The 17284-nt window shown below is 45.8% G+C and carries 14 protein-coding genes; 6 read left to right on the top strand and 8 right to left on the bottom strand.

Annotated elements, in window-relative coordinates:
* Positions 1-24: 24 nt before the first annotated feature.
* Complete coding sequence (locus L5M49_RS03295; RefSeq protein WP_011847036.1) at positions 25-243, bottom strand: YejL family protein; 219 nt, start codon at positions 241-243, stop codon at positions 25-27.
* 77 nt (positions 244-320) lie between these two features.
* Between L5M49_RS03295 and yejK the strand changes: the two genes are divergently transcribed.
* Positions 321-1349 carry a nucleoid-associated protein YejK gene (gene yejK, locus L5M49_RS03290; protein WP_063884045.1) on the top strand — a complete coding sequence of 343 codons (1029 nt, stop codon included), beginning with the start codon at positions 321-323 and terminating at the stop codon, positions 1347-1349.
* 139 nt (positions 1350-1488) lie between these two features.
* Here the strand turns inward: yejK and L5M49_RS03285 are convergent, their stop codons facing one another.
* On the bottom strand, positions 1489-2487 hold the full coding sequence (locus tag L5M49_RS03285; RefSeq protein WP_263265436.1) for a cytochrome-c peroxidase: 999 nt from the start codon (positions 2485-2487) through the stop codon (positions 1489-1491).
* A 469-nt stretch (positions 2488-2956) separates the two neighbouring features.
* On the opposite strand from L5M49_RS03285, the gene L5M49_RS03280 reads away from it, so the two are divergent.
* Complete coding sequence (locus L5M49_RS03280; protein ID WP_105252704.1) at positions 2957-3829, top strand: 6-carboxytetrahydropterin synthase; 873 nt, start codon at positions 2957-2959, stop codon at positions 3827-3829.
* 298 nt (positions 3830-4127) lie between these two features.
* A complete protein-coding gene (locus L5M49_RS03275; RefSeq protein ID WP_375539958.1) occupies positions 4128-5066 on the top strand; it encodes a M23 family metallopeptidase in 939 nt (312 codons plus the stop codon).
* A gap of 154 nt (positions 5067-5220) precedes the next feature.
* Here L5M49_RS03275 and L5M49_RS03270 read toward each other — a convergent pair whose 3' ends face one another.
* From L5M49_RS03270 to L5M49_RS03260, 3 genes are all read right to left on the bottom strand, one after another.
* Positions 5221-5481, bottom strand: a complete 261-nt coding sequence (locus L5M49_RS03270) for a DUF5062 family protein (RefSeq protein WP_006081993.1) — start codon at positions 5479-5481, stop codon at positions 5221-5223.
* Positions 5482-5773: 292 nt separating this feature from the next.
* Positions 5774-6457 (bottom strand): VOC family protein, encoded by a 684-nt coding sequence (locus tag L5M49_RS03265; protein ID WP_263265435.1) that lies wholly within the window; start codon positions 6455-6457, stop codon positions 5774-5776.
* 175 nt (positions 6458-6632) lie between these two features.
* Positions 6633-7145 carry a murein L,D-transpeptidase family protein gene (locus L5M49_RS03260; protein WP_028759690.1) on the bottom strand — a complete coding sequence of 171 codons (513 nt, stop codon included), beginning with the start codon at positions 7143-7145 and terminating at the stop codon, positions 6633-6635.
* 172 nt (positions 7146-7317) lie between these two features.
* Here L5M49_RS03260 and L5M49_RS03255 point away from each other — a divergent pair, with 172 nt between their 5' ends.
* Positions 7318-8175, top strand: coding sequence for an ion transporter (locus L5M49_RS03255; protein WP_028759691.1), 858 nt, complete (start codon positions 7318-7320; stop codon positions 8173-8175).
* A gap of 45 nt (positions 8176-8220) precedes the next feature.
* On the top strand, positions 8221-9762 hold the full coding sequence (locus L5M49_RS03250; protein WP_131523308.1) for an MATE family efflux transporter: 1542 nt from the start codon (positions 8221-8223) through the stop codon (positions 9760-9762).
* A 243-nt stretch (positions 9763-10005) separates the two neighbouring features.
* Here the strand turns inward: L5M49_RS03250 and L5M49_RS03245 are convergent, their stop codons facing one another.
* The gene (locus L5M49_RS03245; RefSeq protein ID WP_131523309.1) at positions 10006-10203 is read right to left on the bottom strand and encodes a DUF2986 domain-containing protein; all 198 of its coding nucleotides are present in this window, start codon (positions 10201-10203) and stop codon (positions 10006-10008) included.
* Between the two features lie 338 nt (positions 10204-10541).
* On the opposite strand from L5M49_RS03245, the gene yqfB reads away from it, so the two are divergent.
* Positions 10542-10859 carry a N(4)-acetylcytidine aminohydrolase gene (yqfB, locus tag L5M49_RS03240; RefSeq protein ID WP_113940516.1) on the top strand — a complete coding sequence of 106 codons (318 nt, stop codon included), beginning with the start codon at positions 10542-10544 and terminating at the stop codon, positions 10857-10859.
* 125 nt (positions 10860-10984) lie between these two features.
* Here yqfB and L5M49_RS03235 read toward each other — a convergent pair whose 3' ends face one another.
* Complete coding sequence (locus L5M49_RS03235; RefSeq protein WP_263265434.1) at positions 10985-14032, bottom strand: efflux RND transporter permease subunit; 3048 nt, start codon at positions 14030-14032, stop codon at positions 10985-10987.
* A complete protein-coding gene (locus tag L5M49_RS03230; RefSeq protein WP_263265433.1) occupies positions 14029-17280 on the bottom strand; it encodes an efflux RND transporter permease subunit in 3252 nt (1083 codons plus the stop codon). Before L5M49_RS03230 ends, L5M49_RS03235 begins: the two co-directional genes overlap by 4 nt.
* Positions 17281-17284: the final 4 nt, after the last annotated feature.

The following is a 17284-nucleotide window of genomic DNA, read 5'->3' as shown; positions in this document are numbered from 1 at the left end:
TTTGATGATTATTACCCAGTTAACTTACTGGGATTTAACCGATTGTGCGAGTGCTTTTGCAAATTGTTCGGCCACGGCTTGGCGCGATTCGCTGGGCACTTTACGTTCTAGCAGGTTAGTCACGCAGTTACCCAATGCCATCAGGCTCAGGTCAGTCGGTGCTTTATGCTTTTCTAACACAGCCAATATTTCGGCGATTAATGATTCAACTTGGGTGTTTGAGTATTTCGATTGGATTGCCATAATCAAAAAATGTTTCACTTTGGAATGGATTAGCGGCATATAATAGCGGATTTATCCCAGTATCACTATCAGGGCTTATGAGTATTAACATCGAACACGCAATTATTCACGAGATTTCTCAGGACAGTCAGGGGCAATTACGCTGCCGTTTACGTCCTCAACCTCTGCTGAACGGTCAGGCGGTCGAGGTGATGCTCGACGAGTTGCATCAGACATATACGGGAAAGGCCGGTAAAGGTTTTGGCTATTTTGGTATCCATGGTGACGACGGTGAGGCGAATCCTGCTTTTGCCAATGCGCTAACTCAATACCGTAGCGGCGATTTAGGGTTTGTGGAGTTTTCCGGTCAAGCCAGTAAATTACTGCAAGAAGAATTGTCGAAATACGACTTCAGTCAAGGCGGTTTCCTGTTGATGTCTTGCTATACCAGCATCACCAGCGATTATTTGTTTGTGGCTTTATTAAGTGCGAAGTCGTCAATGACAGTATTAGACGATATGGAACTATCGCAAAATAACCATTTGGATTTAAATAACATCCAACTTGCAGCGCGTATCGACTTAACTGAGTGGCAAGCCGATAAGGATTCTCGCAAGTACATCTCCTTTATCCGTGGCCGTGCGGGACGTAAAGTCGCTGACTTTTTCCTCGACTTTATGGGCTGCGTAGAAGGCGTCAACACTAAGGCGCAAAACAAAACCTTAATGAATGCGGTTGAAGATTTTGTTGCCAGCAGTGAGTTGACGAAAGACGAGCGTCAGCAGTGCCGCAATAAAGTGTTTGAATACTGTAGTGAGCGTTTCGATGAAGGTGCTGACATTGAGATTAAAGACTTGGCCGATGAGTTAGCCGATCAAGGCATGGACTCCTTCTATGATTTTGCCCGTGGCGGCAGTTATGATCTTGATGAAGAGTTTCCGGCCGACAAATCAACTCTGCGCCAATTGAAGAAGTTTTCTGGTACGGGTGGTGGCGTAACGTTAAGTTTTGACGGCGGTCACTTAGGCCAACGGGTGATTTACGATCCCATCTCGGACACGATTTTAATCAAAGGTGTGCCAGCAAACTTAAAAGATCAGCTTGATCGTCGTCTTAAAGGCGAATAGCACTTAATTAATCCATCGTTTTTTAAGCGAAAGAATAACCAAAGGCCGAGAGTGTTTACTCTCGGCCTTTTTGCTGTGCTAAGTCGCGCTGACTCAGTTTCCAAGTGAGTACTTCTTAGTCAGTGACTCGTTGCCTATGTTAGTTATTGGAACTAAATGGCACTGGACGTGGCGTATCTTTATTCGATGGTGGCAAAATAGGTAGCGTGATTTGCGGCTGATCGCCCGTTAAGGACTCAAGGAAGGCAACCATTTCTTTCACTTCTTGGTCAGAGAGTTTTTGCCCTAATTGAATGTCTGCCATGGTATTCACCGCTTCTTCCAAGGTCCAGACGCTGCCATCATGGAAGTAGGGATAGGTGAGCTCAATATTGCGTAGTGTCGGTACTTTAAATACATGTTTATCAGCTTCTTTACCTGTGACGCCCTTACGACCTTCTGCTGGGTTATTGGTGTGGAACGGTTTGATGAGTCCCATTTTCATATACATGGTTCCACCGACAGCGGGGCCGTTATGGCAACTCACGCAACCTTTATCCTTGAAGAGTTGGTAACCCGCTTTGGCATTCGCGCTGATGGCATCTTGCTTGCCCAGAAGATATTGATCGAAGGGGCTATTAGGGGTGACTAAGGTTTTTTCAAAGGTGGCAATCGCATCGGTTAAACGGTCAATTGTAACTTTTTCATCGCCATATACCTTGGCGAAGTGCGCTCGGTAGGCGGGCATAGAGGCGATAGTTTCAGTTGCGAGTTCATGGGTAAAGCCCATCTCTTTTGGGTTGGCGATAGGGCCCGCGGCTTGTTCTTTCAAATCACTGGCACGACCATCCCAAAATTGAGCCAGCATAAAGTCGGCATTAAGCACTGTGGGCGAGTTAATTGGGCCTTCCTGCCAATGGTGACCAATGGACGTTGGCAGTGCATCGACACCACCAGTGGATAAATTATGGCAAGAGTTACAAGAGATAAAACCAGATTTAGACAGTCTGGGTTCGAAGAACAGCATTTTACCTAATTCAACTTTTTCAGGCTCAGTGATCTTGGCTGCTGTAATGACTTCGATGGGTTCTGCACTGATAGCATGGGTACTGGCTAACATACCTGCGATGAAAATGGCGATAGATGTAAGTTTGGTCATCTTATTTCTCCCTGTATAACCTTGGTTTTTGTATGGTTTAACAGGGATGCTAGCGGTTAATAATGCTGAGTGATAATGCTTTGTTTCGATTGGGTCTATCGCTGTTGCGGATTAAGCTTTTGCGATCTAATTCGCTGTTTTTACGTTGTTATTTTGCTAGGTTGAGTGATGTTTCTGTTAAGGTTGTATCTGTTAATCGACAAGGTCGATGCATTGTTGCTTTCTGCCTATCGGTACCTGATGGTTGCAATGAGTCGCATTGCTGGATTTTCGAGTACCTGATACACACATCTGATACAAAATATTGGGCCGAGTGGATTCATTTGTCGCGACAACAGACGGAATTGATTAGAATCTCCATTCATGTTGAGTTAACTCGTGTTGAGTGCCTCAAGTTAGCATGCTCGGCCATCGCCAAGCGGTGCTATAAAATTACATAGGCGGACTGTTTTTCTGCCGAGGAGCGTTAATGCAATTGTTTGTCAAAGATTTAACTGTGATCGATTTTTCCTATTTGTGCCCAAAGCGCGGCATGGTGGGGGAGAGTTGGATTGTTGATGTTCTGCTAGAGGGCGGATTAGACGAGCAAAACATGGTACTCGATTTTGCTAAAGTCAAACGTACGATTAAGCAGACCATAGATGCGGTGGCCGATCATCGTTTATTAGTGCCTACGGCCTGCAGCAGTGTGCGATGGCAACAGCAGGGCGATAGAGTATGGATGGATTTTGATAGTCAGTTAGGTGAAATTCATTTGGCCTGTCCTTCACAAGCCTTTGCCTTAGTGCCGACCGAAGAGATTGATATTCCCAGCGTGAATGCCTTTTTACAGAAAGCATTGCGCGAAGCTTTACCTAAGAATGTCGAAGGGATCACGCTCACCTTAAGACACGAAATCCTCGATACGCCTTATTACCATTACAGCCATGGTTTACGTAAACACGATGGTAATTGTCAGCGTATCGCCCATGGACATCGTAGCCCTATTCACGTTTATGAAAATGGCAGTCCAGCAGCTAAGTGGGATGAGTATTGGGCCAAACGTTGGCACGATATTTATTTAGGCAGTGAAGAGGACTTGGTTTCAGTTAAGACCCTTAATCTTTCGCCGCAAACGCGGATAACCGATGACAGCCACTATGGCTTTCATTACCAAGCTCCCCAAGGGGATTTCCAATTGGCAATGCCAAAGGAATGCTGTGATTTAATTCCCCACGACACGACGGTTGAGTTGTTAGCCGATTATATTGCCACGACATTAGTCGCTAAAGTGCCAGGAAGTCAGTTTAAAGTGGTGGCGTTTGAAGGTGTTGGCAAGGGCGCGATCGTCGTTAAGGGATAGGCACTACGAGCTGATATAAGTGAATGGACTTAAACTATTCACCTTTTAATCACGGATTTAATAGGCCTCGGTAGATTATCGGGGCTTTTTTGTGTGTTTTGAGCATAGGCTGAACTGAGATTACGACAGGGATGTGGGTTTGCAGAATCGATTTTTATGGTGCGTTAGGTTAACGTGGCATTGATTGAATTCGGCTGCGTTTTGTGTCGCGATGAATGTATTTAGTGGGTCTTGATCCCTATTGCCCATCGATAAGGATTTTTTGAAGATGTTGGAAACTAGGATATTGGAAACTAAGATGCTGGAAAATAATAAGATGTTGAGAAATAAAGTATCGCAATTTTTATCTCACGGTGGAGCCCCCCTAAGTTCAAATCCAGTGCGCTGCTTATCGGCATTATTCACTTTGGGCCTAGTGCTCATTGCGCCTCAGGTACAAGCTGAGGTGAGTTTACAGGGTAAGTTAGAGCAAGGCGCATTAATGCGGGGTCAAGCGCCTGCGGGCACTCAGATTAGCTTAAATGGTGAAGCCATCAAGGTCACGCCTGACGGCCATTTTGCCTTTGGTTTTGATCGCGACGGTGAACTGAGCCAGCAGCTAACCTTGGTTTATCCCGATGGTTTGACTGAGGTTAAGCCTTTAACCTTAACCAAGCGAGAGTACGATATTCAAAGTGTAAAGGGCATTAGCTCGAAGATTATGAAGCCTGATCCTGTCGCGCAGGAAAGAGCGGCGAAAGACACGGCGCAGGTGAAAGCGGCGCGGGCAACATTTAGTGAGCAAACTGCATTTTTACAGGCGTTTATTTGGCCACTGACGGGGCGTATTTCCGGGGTTTATGGTAGCCAACGTATTTATAACGATGTACCCGGTAATCCACACTTTGGGGTGGATGTGGCGGCGAAAACCGGCACTGTCGTGGTCGCCCCTGCCGATGGTGTGATAAGTCTGTCTGTTCCCGACATGTTTTATTCGGGCGGGACTATGGTGATCGACCATGGTTATGGCGTGAGTTCGAGTTTTTTGCACTTGAGTAAGCTGTACGTCAACGCGGGTGAAGCGGTTAAGCAAGGCCAAGCTGTTGCAGAGGTGGGCGCAACAGGCCGTGCAAATGGTCCACACTTAGATTGGCGAGTGAACTGGTATCAAATGCGCCTCGACCCTACGACCATAGTGCCGCCAATGGCAACAGTGCTGGCGAATGAGAAAGCCAACAAAGCGGCCAAAAAGGGCTAGGTTCGATATTCAACTCTGGCTCACTTAAATGGCGCAATGATGCGCCATTTAATGGTGATCCTTATCGTGAACACTTAGTGAGTTGGCTTCTTTTTAGGCTAGCTTCAAATGTCTGCTTGCCAATAATCATTTTTAACCGAGTCGTCTAAAAAGATTACTTCAACAGTGGATGATCAGCAGGCAGTTGGCGGGTGATCCATAAAATCAGTTTGTGTTTCATGTTTGGCCCATCTTCTTTATCTTTGGCCAGTGGCTGAATCAAGTTGTCGGTGACCAATAAACGGTAAATACATTCCACTTTGTCTTTGGGTGAGATGCCTTTGTCGAAGTCTGCATATCCGCGTTTTTTGGCATAGCCCACGCCGATTTCCATGGCGAACTTCAATATTTGTGCTTCGTTCTTGTGTGGCTTCATTGGCGATCCTCTGTTTGCACATAGCATCCATCTACTGGACACGATAATTTGTGCCTGATGGCATCTGCGAGTTATACGTCCTAAGTTACGCTAAATATGCTGTTTTTTAGATTTAATTTTGGCGATTTTTGACAAAACCACCAAAAAACTGACCTAAAAATAACGAGAATATTGAATCTGATTAAATTGTCATCAACTCAGATGTTAACTCAGGTACTGTCGTAGGCTTTAGCTAAGGCAAGTGCCGATGATAATCTAAGCTCAGTTTTATCTGCTTGAGTTTAAGTCTGACTTAACATTCAGATACTTGTTCGCTCGCGATGACCGCTTTTATGCCATGGGGATGCACTTTAATGCACACATTTCCGAGTTTAAAGGCGATAGTTGGATTGGCTAAACGTTCTTTATCGCCTTTGGGCGAGCTCATCTTGACCTTAATCTCAGCAAGGGATGGCAAGTCTGGTAATCTTGACTGCTCTGATTCAGTTGTCTGCTCAGATTGCGGCAATGGACTCAGTCCTAGGTTGAGTAAAGGGCGGAGTGTTGGACATAACACCAGTAAATCTTGGCTCAAGGTATCGCAATCTTTGGCTTTAGAATCAATAACTAATTCTATGTGCTCCCAGCCTTCCAGTGGATAAACTTTATCACTAGGATAGGGAAGCTCGACGCAGGCAATGCTAAATTGACCGAGTGTGAGTGGCGTGTCTAGCTCGATGATCAGAATCGTACGGCCATTGATGATGTTGTCTGAAATGATTTTACCTATGCGGCTAAAGGCGTCGCACAGGGCATTGGCGCTGGCGATGGAATTGACGCGCAGCGCGACATGGTCGCAAACCAGTGCTTTATCTGCTAAGTCTAAGGTTTCAAGCAAGGCTAAAACCTGTGCTTCGAAGGCGGGCCAGCCTTGGATTAATTGCTCATAGCTGAGGTTTGCACTGTGCGGCGCAACAGGCTCGTTGAATTTAGGCATAAATACTCCAAGGCATTTCTATTGGCGTTAGTTTTTATCCCTTAAGTAAATGACTGAGACTATTACAACTAACATCATGCTTTTAATGGTTAAATAAAAACGCCCATTAAGCTGGGCGTGTTTGATATCGTTCAATGATCTATTTGGCATTTTGCCATTAGGAAGCGGGCTAAGATTAAGGCCAAATCTCAATCGGCGTTCCTTCATCGACTACTTTCCACACTTCATCCATTTCGGCGTTGGTAATCGCGATACATCCGTCAGTCCAGTTGTATTGCTGAGCTTGTTCTGGCGGCAGTGACGACTTAGGGTTTTGGCCGTGGATCATGATCATGCCTCCGGGTCTAATGCCTAAGGCTTTGGCTCTGAGTTTATCCTCTTCATTAGGATAGGAAATATGGATCGATTTATAATAAGCACTATCTGGCTTTTTATAATCTAGGGTATAACGCCCCTGTGGTGTGCGTTGATCGCCTTCCTTTAATTTGTGTCCAGCGGGTAGGTCACCCATGGCGATGCGATATTGTTTGAGCACTTTGCCATCGCGTAATAAAGCCATACTGGATTCGGATTTAGTGATCACCACCAGATCCACTTTACCCATGCCAGAGGCATGTAATTCGGGTGAAACGAGAGCCGCGATAGTCACAGTGAGAGATGTCAATGTGGAAAGTAGGGTGGCGCGCATGGAGTCCTCGAAAATAAACACAGGTTGTTGGCTTTTTTCGGCATCATACCGCAATTTTATCCTACTGTGAGTAGATAATTTTGAGCTAGGTGCAATTGCATGGCAGACTCGTGGCATATTTATGCTGTAATCCCTGTGTTAGTCAGTTTGTTGCAAGGAAGTAAAAGCTTTTATGTCTGAGAATATCGAATCCGAAAGTCCGTTAAAACGTCAATTACGTACCATTATTTTTGGCACTGATACTCCCGCTGGCCGCTATTTTGATATCGCCCTCATGGTGTGTATTGTGTTGAGTGTCGGCTTAGTGTTCCTCGACACAGTAGAGATATTCCATCGCGAATACGGCCAGCTTATTTCTGTGTTGGAATGGGTATTCACCATTATTTTTACGATTGAATATGGCCTACGTTTGTACTGCGCGACTCATCCTGTGTTATATGCTCGCAGCTTTTATGGTTTAGTGGATTTGTTATCGGTATTGCCAAGTTATCTGGCGTTGCTGATCCCTGGCGCTAACTTTACCTTAGTCATCCGGATACTTAGGCTGTTTAGGATTTTCCGCGTACTCAAATTACTGCGTTATTTGAGTGAAGGAAATGTGCTGCTTAGGGCGATGATGCAGTCGAGTCGTAAGGTTTTTTTGTTTTTCTTCTCGGTCAGTTTGATCGTTATGGTACTGAGTTCAGTAATGTATGTGGTTGAAGGGCCTGATAATGGTTTCAGTTCAATCCCTAAATCTGTGTACTGGACAATTGTGACTATTACTACAGTCGGTTACGGTGACATTACCCCGAAAACTGGGTTAGGTCAGGCGATTGCGGCTTTTACTATGCTGATTGGTTACTCGATTATTGCAATCCCAACGGGGATTTTAACCGCCGAGATATCCCAAGAAGTAGGGCGTCATCGAGATTTACGCTCGTGTAATCAATGCCATAAGACAGGTCATGATATTGATGCCATGTATTGTAGTCGTTGTGGATGTGAGTTAGATAGCCTAGATGTGCCCGTCGATAAAGGCGTTTCATGATGACTTCGGCGAACACTTTTTATTTTTTGTAGGTAAAAGACACGTATGACGCAAGCCAAGTTTGTTGAAGGCCCCATATTACGCCATATCTTAGTGATGAGTTCGACCGCAGCGGTAGGGATTTCTGCCTTATTTGTCGTGGATTTACTGGATATCTTTTTCCTGAGTTTATTGGGGGAGCATGAGCTTGCTGCTGCTGTAGGTTATGCGGGCAGTATCTCCTTTTTCACTACGTCCATTGGGATAGGCTTATCAATTGCTTTAGGCGCTTTAGTGTCTCGCTCGATTGGCGCAAAAGAGGTGGTGTTGGCAAAGCGCTTATTACTCAATAGCGCGGTTGTGACGACACTGATCAGTGTGCTGGTGGCGGCTGTGGTCACCACCTTCATTCCTGAGCTAGTTGCCTTAGTAGGCGCGAGTGGTCATACGGCAGAACTTGCTGCGAGCTATTTGTATATTCTCGTGCCTTCCTTGCCTTTTATCTGTCTTGCAATGGCGCTCGGCGGGGCTTTGCGCGCCGTGGGTGATGCAAAGTTATCTATGATGTCGACCTTAGCGGGGGGCGGCGTTAATGCGGTACTCGATCCGATTTTTATCTTCATGTTCGCCATGGGAATTGAAGGCGCTGCATTGGCATCCGTTTTAGCGCGGGTGGCGGTATTTGTGATTGCCGCTCGCGGTGTGGTGGTTAAGCATAAATTGTTAGGCCATTTCGATAAGGCACATTTTATCGCCGATCTTAAGCCCATCTTTGCCATTGCAGGCCCTGCGATGTTAACCAATGTGGCAACTCCCATCGGAAATGCCTTTGTGACCCGAGCGATCGCCGATTTCGGTGACGCTTATGTGGCAGGTTGGGCAGTATTAGGACGTTTAATCCCTGTGGCCTTTGGGATGATCTTTGCACTGTCCGGCGCGATTGGACCTATTGTTGGGCAAAACTTTGGGGCAGGTCAGTTTGACCGAGTACGTGAGAGTTTAACGCGGGCGATTCAGTTTTGTACTGTATATGTGCTGGTAATGTCTTTGTTGCTGTTTATGCTTAAGTCACATTTGGTCAGTGTGTTCGATATGAAGGGTGACAGCGCTGATCTTATTCACTTTTTCTGCAGTTATATTGCGGTATTCTTTATCTTTTCTGGGATTTTATTCGTGGCGAATGCGTCCTTTAATAATCTTGGCAAGGCCAAATATTCCACGCTATTTAACGTAGGTAAAGCCACTTTAGGCACTGTGCCCTTTGTGTATTTTGGTGCACTTTGGGGCGGTGTTTACGGTGTATTGATTGGGCAAATTTTAGGGTCTATTTTGTTTGGTACATTAGGTGTGTGGGTTGCCTATCGTTTAGTGGATAAAGTGGCGGCGCAGGCACAGTTTTCAGCTGCGCCTAATCTTGATGCTGCGAATGCTATCCCCTGCAATGTCGTACTGAGTGAGGAAGAGGAAATCGCTAATTGTGTTGCACAGAACTTACCGAGTGCGACCAATCCACTTTCATCCTCTTGCGTGCAGATGGCGCAATTAACGGAGGAGCAAGAGAATGAGCCCGTATTACCCTATTTAGACGAGGGGAAAAAGCCTAATTGACGTTATGTGGCTTAGCTGCGCCATGTAGAAGCTGTGGGCAAGAATGCAGATAAAAATGAGCTCTTAATAACGAGGAGCAGTCAGAAAGCTGCTAATGATGTGAATGCTGAAAAACAAAATGCCACAAGATTGCTTGTGGCATTTTGTTTGAAACGGCGTTTGCACTTCATTTAGTTAAGCTAACAATGCCAAAATACGCCGCTAAAAGACTATTCTGCTGAGCTTCTTATTCTTCGTTACTGTTTATTCTTCAATACTTGGCGTGTCTTGTTGGCCTTCGACTTGTTTAGTCGCGGCTTCTGATGCCGCCATTTTTGCGCGATCAGCCTTAGAGATGTAACCTGATTTTGCAGGTGAGCCGATAGTCACTGGGTCGACTTTATTCAGTCTGGCCTTAGCGCGTTTAGCTATTTTCTTGATGATCTTTTGTTTCTTGTTCATGACGTCTCTAATTTCGTTTCGCACCCGCTACGCGCAGGAATATGAGGCCAAGGGCTCAATTGAGGCGGGATTCTAACTCAATCTGAGCGAACTGACCATGTTTTGCTGAATTTTGTCGAAAACAACGGCTACTCTTTGGGAACTAGTTTTGCTAAATGGCGTTAGCATAACTATTTGACTTAAACGGCGCTGTTAGTATTTCACACGACAAATGCTGCAAATTCTGCGGTGTAGACTGTCAGTGTGGATCAAAAGCCATTATATTGCCTAGCATTATGAGTTTGAAAAATTGACTCTACTGTTATTTTATTGCTCATATCCTGAGCCGAGGAAGATGTGTGTTATTAACTAAAATCACTTTTTTTGAGCGCTTTGAGCACGATATATTAAGTGGCACTAAAACCATTACATTGCGTGATGAAACGGAATCCCATGTGATTGCAGGTCAAACACTTCCCGTTTCAACCTTCGAAACCGACCGCTGGTTTTGTGATATCCATATTATTGATGTCGTGCCAGTGACTTTAACTGAGCTCTCAGACATTCATGCTAAGCAAGAGAATATGACGTTGCCGCAGCTACGTGATGTGATTGCAGAAATTTATCCCGGTCTTGAGCAATTGTTTATGATCCAGTTTAGGGTTTTACCGCAGTAAAAGTATAGAGCGTAATTTTGTAAAACAAAAAAGGCCGCACAGCAGCCTTTTTATTACAAATTCAATGGCATATTAAATTGTCGAAGATTGCTGAACTGTTCAAGAACATCAGCTATCCAAGACAACTAAACCGTCCAAGGTAACAGTTTTTTGGCAAAGTGATCGGCTTGGCCTAAGCGAATCGCTGCGCGGTGATGCATCCGATAAAATGCTTGATAGCACAGGGGGACTAAGTACAAACTAGTCACTGTCGAGAACGATAAGCCACCGATAATGGCGATTGCCATGGGGTAATATGGCGGGCCGCCGCCACCGATTTGGGTATCACCCATCGCCAGTGGGACTAATCCCAGTACTGTTGTACCTACTGTCATTAACACTGGCCGCAAACGGGTGATACACACCTCCAGAATGGTGTCAGACAATTTGTCGAGATCCGGTGTCATCTGATTGATTTGATCCACCAGAACGATACCGTTGTTCACCACTATCCCCATTAAAATCAAGATACCTATCATTGCCATCACAGAAATAGGGGTGCCTGTGATAAACAGCGCCCAGAATACACCTGTGATGGAAAATAGGATCGAGGTAATAATCGCCGTTGGTAATAGTAGAGATTCAAACAACGCCGCCATAACAATATAAATCATCGCGACAGCCAAGAGCATATTAGTCACCATCACGTTCTGATCTTCATCTTGGCGCTCGAAGCCACCACGGAGTGAATAGTCGTAACCATCGGGGAAACGGATATTTTCCATCACTTGCTTGATCTTAGTTTGCGCCTCTTCTGTGGTGAGGTTTTCTAAGTTAGCCCCAATCGACAGCGAGGTTTGGCGATTGAAGTGTTTGATAGTATCGAAGCGGGGTTGGATCTCAATCTTCGCCAGATTATCTAAGGTGTACACTCTTTGGTCGAGGCGTACTATGGGTAACTGCTTGAGTTTCTCAAGTGATTTTTGCCACTCTTTCTCGTAGGCCATTTCGATGCGCAGCTCGCCATTAGGATCGTGGCGGAAGGATCGCAGCGGTGAACCGCGCAGTGCCATGGAGATACTTGAGGCAATTTCATTGAGTTTTAAATCTAACCGCGCCGCCATTTGTCTATCAATGCGGATAATCACTTCTTGCTGAGCGCCGTTAAGCTCGGAGCGAACATCTTGCAATCCTTTGATATTTTGCAATAAAGGAATAACTTGCTCGCTCAAATTAATCAGCTCAGAGGTTGAACGTCCTGTCAGTGTGACTCGCACGCCAGAGTTGTCATTGCCCCAGCCAAATTGCGGTTTGGCGATGGAATACTTAGGGAAGCCACTACGGATTTTCTTTTTTAACTCATCCACTGACATAGGCAAATCTTTCTTTAGGAGGATCACCGATGAGCCATCGTCAGAGGCATAATAGCTGTAGACAGAATCAATATGGAATTCCTCTTTATTGTTATAAAGATACTCTTCCATTTGGTTGACCATCGCCTCAGTGACATTGAGATTATGTCGACCTTCTACTTGGTAGTTAATGTAGATTCGTTCATTGCTCTCGCTGTCTTCTTGGTCCTGTTTAACCATAGATAGCGGCAGGGCGGTGGATGCGAGGATCGCTACAGCAATCACGCCTGAACGCCAAGGTCTGAGCAATACCCAATCTAGGGTATTATTGTAAAAACGCTGTAATTTACCCGCATCCTTTTCGGGGGCGATGTCGAAGTGGAACTTAGTCAACATCAAAGGAATTAAGGTTTTTGCGACCAATAGCGACGCGGCGAGTGAAATACAAATCGCAATAGCAACATGCTCTAGAAAAATGGTGATCTCGACTTTTACGCCAAAAATATTAGGTAAAAATACAATGGCGGTTGTCATTGTGCCTGCCAATACCGCCAGAGACACTTTATCGACCCCCGTCATGACTGACTCTTCATTGTCTTTAGGGTGTTTACCTTGTTTTTCCTGCAGTACGCTCTCAGTGACAACCACTGCGTTATCAATCAACATACCGACGGCGAGCAGGAGTCCCATCATAGACAGAATATTCAAGCTGTAACCGAGTAGATACATAGCGGCGAGCGTCATACCGATTGAAATAGGCACGGATGACACAACCACTAAAGTCATTTTCAAATTACGCAGGAATAAGTACAGCACGACAAAGGACAGCAGTGCACCGATTAACCCTGAAAGCAGCAAATCCATTAGTGAAGATTTTACTCCAGAGGCTTGATCTTCCATGATAAATAGGCGAATACCTTGGAACTGTTGGTCCTGTTTCGCAAGCTCAATCACCTTCATGACACGGTCTGACACTTCGACTAAGTTAGCGCCAGATTCCTTAAAAACATCCAAACCCACGGCATAGTGCTTATCTAAATGTCGACCTTCGATACGTTCAGGTAGGGCAAATTGCACATCGGCGATATCGCCTAAGGTCAATCCGGGGATCAGTACTAGTGCTTTGATATCTTCAAGGTTTCTAAACTCACCCTTAGGTGAAACTTGATAAACGATATTACTGGCCCTGAGTGTACCTGCGCTCAACACAAAGTTCTCTCTGCCGAGACGTTGTTGCAAATCTGTGGCTGAAAATCCACTGGCGGCAAGGCGGTCGGCATTGATGCGTACCTCAATTTGCTTTTGCTCAACGCCGTACAGGCTGACCTTAGAGACACCTTCAACACGTTCAAGCGGACGCTTGAGCTGTTTATCGAGTAGATCGAATGCACCTGAAAGCTCACGATCACTTGAGATACGTATGGTGAGCACTGGCATGTCGGCGGTGGAGAATTGGCGGATAAAGACCCGCTCCACATCCTTGGGCAGTAAATGCCGCACAGCATCGATTTTTTCCCGCGCTTCTAAGCTCTTAGTGGCAACGTTTTCCCCCCACTTCATGTTGATTTCGATTTCGGCGCCTTCTTGGGAGGATTCTGATTCAAGCTCATCAATCCCCCCCATAGTCGCGAGGGATTCCTCCAGTACTTTGGTAATATCGCGCTCCACTTCAGCAGGGGTCGAGCCTTTGTAAGGCACTTCCACCACTATCTGTGGGATATCGATACCGGGGAACATTTCCAGCGGTAATAGGCGACTCGAGGCGAGACCAAACAGCAAGATAGCAAAGAAGAACATGCTGGTGGTTACGGGGCGCTTAATGGCTAAACGGGTGAGGTTCATGGGCGAGCCTCCTCTACGTTTACATGTGAGCCAGTTACGGCGTATTCTTTACGGTCGAACAGGGCATAGAGCACTGGGAGCACAATTAAGGTCAGTAGTGTTGATAAACTCAGACCAAAGATCACCGTAATCGCCATCGGTGCGCGCACCTCTGAGCCATCACCTAGACCTAGCGCCATCGGCAATAAGCCTAAGGTCGTGGTGAGGGTTGTCATCATAATCGGGCGTAGGCGTGATTTTGCCGCCACACTTATCGCATGAAGTCTTTGTACGCCTTCAGAACGTAATTGATTAATACGATCAACCAATACAATGGCGTTGTTGACCACAATACCTGCCAGCATAATAAGACCAATAAACACCACCACACTCAAATGAGTTTGGGTAAGGTAGAGCCCAAGAATACTGCCACCCAGTGCCATAGGTACTGCAAAGAGGATTAATAGGGGATGAAGCAGAGACTCAAATTGACTCGCCATCACTAAATACACTAAGAAAATCGCTAAGATAAGGGCAATTTTGAGTGATTGGAACGAGTGCTCCATTTCCTCATTTTGACCACCAAAACGGGCCTGGACCGATGCGGGTAACACTTGTTGCGATAGTATCTGCTGCGCCTGTGCCACCGCATCGCTTAAATCACCATAGGCGAGGTTAGCTGATACGAGAGCCACACGTTGTTGGCTGATGCGGTTAATCGCCGATGGGCCTAATTGCAATGAAACTTCTGCAACTGCGCTTAATGCAATAGGCTGACTGCTATTCGGATTGATGATTAAGGCATCGATATCGCTGATTTGATCCCGCTCTGCGAGTTCACTGCGCACCAGAATATCAATCTTACGGTCACGCACTGTGTATTGACTGGCAACAGTACCGCCAACACGTTGGGCAATACGGTTCGCAACCGTTGGCGCATCCATTCCTAGAGCCGCTAACCTTGCATGATCGAAACGGATACTCAGCTCTGGTTGACCGTCACGTAGACTGGTGTTCACGTCGGCAAAACGCTCCGATGCGGATAATGCTTTGACGAGACTATCTGCGCTGCGTTTGAGTAAGTTTAAATCGTAACCTGTGAGCTCAATTTCCAGTGGCGTTTTAAAGCTGAATAACTCAGGTTGCTCAATTTTCGCTTCAAGTTCAGGAATACGGCGCGCAGTATTACGTAATACTTGAGTGACTGCGTTATAGGCACTGTGGTCGTTAAGCACCACTTGCAAGCGGCCCCAGTTTTCACCCCCGCGGGCAGTATCCGAAGTCATCAAACCGCCGCTACCTGCTTGGCTATAAGCATGTTTAACTTCAGCTCTGTCTTTAATGGACAGTGCAAGTTGCTGTAATATCTTGTCGGTTTCGCTCACTGCCGTACCCGGCGGCAGTAAGATCTCCACGTAAAACTCACCCTGATTCATTGGCGGAATAAGCTCCATACCAAGTCGTGGTAACAAGCTAATACAAGCGCCTGTTATTGCAATCGTGAGTAACAGCGTTGCTTTTTGTTGGCGCAGCGCCGAGGCCAGAAGCTTGTAATAAACCTTCTCAATACTATGGTAGACAAAGTTAAATACTGAGCTTAACGGGCGCATCACTAGACCAATAAGCCATGAGAAGAAGCGGCCTAAAATCAACACTAAGGTCAGTAGTGCACTAGGTAAGTAACTAACAATTAATAGAATAGGAAAGGAAAACACAGTCGCGCTATAGTGTTTAAGCTTACCCATTTTAGTGGTGGGTTTATCCTTAGGTGTCGTTTTTATCAGCGCGGGTAAGGTTTTAAAGCCTTCACGTGATGCCAGCATTGGAATGGATGTTAACGCGACTAATAGCGATGCTAACAGCGCAAAAGTGACTGTTAGCGCTTGATCTGAGAAGAGGGCGCCGGCAATCCCATCCACGAATACTAGCGGCACAAACACCGCAAGAGTGGTGAGTGTTGAGGCAAAAATTGCGCCTGCCACTTCTTTAGTTCCCGTCACTGCAGCTTCTAATTTACTCATGCCTTCGCTACGGCAGCGGTCTATGTTCTCTAATACCACAATAGCGTTATCGACCAAGAGACCGATGGCAAGGGCAATACCACCTAATGACATGATGTTTAAGCTGATATCGGCAAAATACATCATGTTAAAGGTGGCGATGACTGAGAAGGGAATCGAGATAGAAATAATCAGTGTCGGGATGATATTACGCAAGAACAGGTAAATCACTAGCATAGATAACAAGCTGCCCATCAGCGCAGAAGAGGTGACTTCGCTGACCGCACTTTCGATAAACTCAGACTGATCGTAAATCACTTCGAGCTTATTTTGCTTAGGGTCTAGATTGATTTTGACGAGTTCATCGCGCAGTTTTTTGGCGACAGCGACAGTATTTGCATCACCTTCTTTATAAATGGCCAGTTCAATCGATTCTTGACTGCCAATGCGGGTGATATCACTACGCTCCTTGTAGGCATCTGTGATGGTAGCAACTTCGAATAAACGGACTAAAGCTTGCTCGTCGCGATAGACGATCACTTGGCCGAGTTCATCTAATGAGTTGAATTGGTTTAGCGTTCGTACTAAGTATTCGCGATCACCTTGGATCACTTTACCCGCAGAGAGGTTGATGTTTTCCTCATTAATACGACGTTTAATATCATCGGCATTGAGATTGAGCTGCGACAGTTTTTCTTGATTGAGCTGAATATGCACTTCTTGCTCTAGGCCGCCAGATAAACGCACGGCGGCGACCCCAGATAGCGCCTCTAAACGACGCTTAAGCTCTTCCTCTGCATAGGTGCGCATTTGTTTGAGATCGGCTTCAGATGCATTGGGCACCGACAGCGCGAGACGCATAATGGGGTCGAGATTGGGGTTAAAACGAAGTAATAAGGGCTTTTTTACATCGAGCGGCAGAGCGATAGTGTCGAGTTTTTCACGTACATCTAAACTCGCCATATCCATTGTTGTGCCCCATTCAAACTCGAGCACCACATCTGACATGCCTGAGCGCGAAATAGAACTGATTTTACGTAAGCCTTTGACCACGCCAACGGCTTCTTCAATCGGTTTAGAGACGAGCTGTTCAACTTCTACTGGCGCCGCGCCGTCATACATAGTGCGAATGGTTAATGTGGGATAGCTTAAGTCTGGCAGTAACTTCACCGCTAGGCGGGAAAATCCCACCATACCGAATAAAATCACTGCCAGCATGAACATCCATACTGTGACTGGCCGTTTAACCGAAGTGCTGATAATTGACATGAAA

The sequence above is a fragment of the Shewanella sp. SM74 genome (assembly GCF_025653725.1).
GTDB classification, from domain to species: Bacteria; Pseudomonadota; Gammaproteobacteria; order Enterobacterales; family Shewanellaceae; genus Shewanella; species Shewanella oncorhynchi.
The sequence above is the reverse complement of the archived record's forward strand: the minus strand, read 5'-3'. Positions and strand labels throughout refer to the sequence as shown.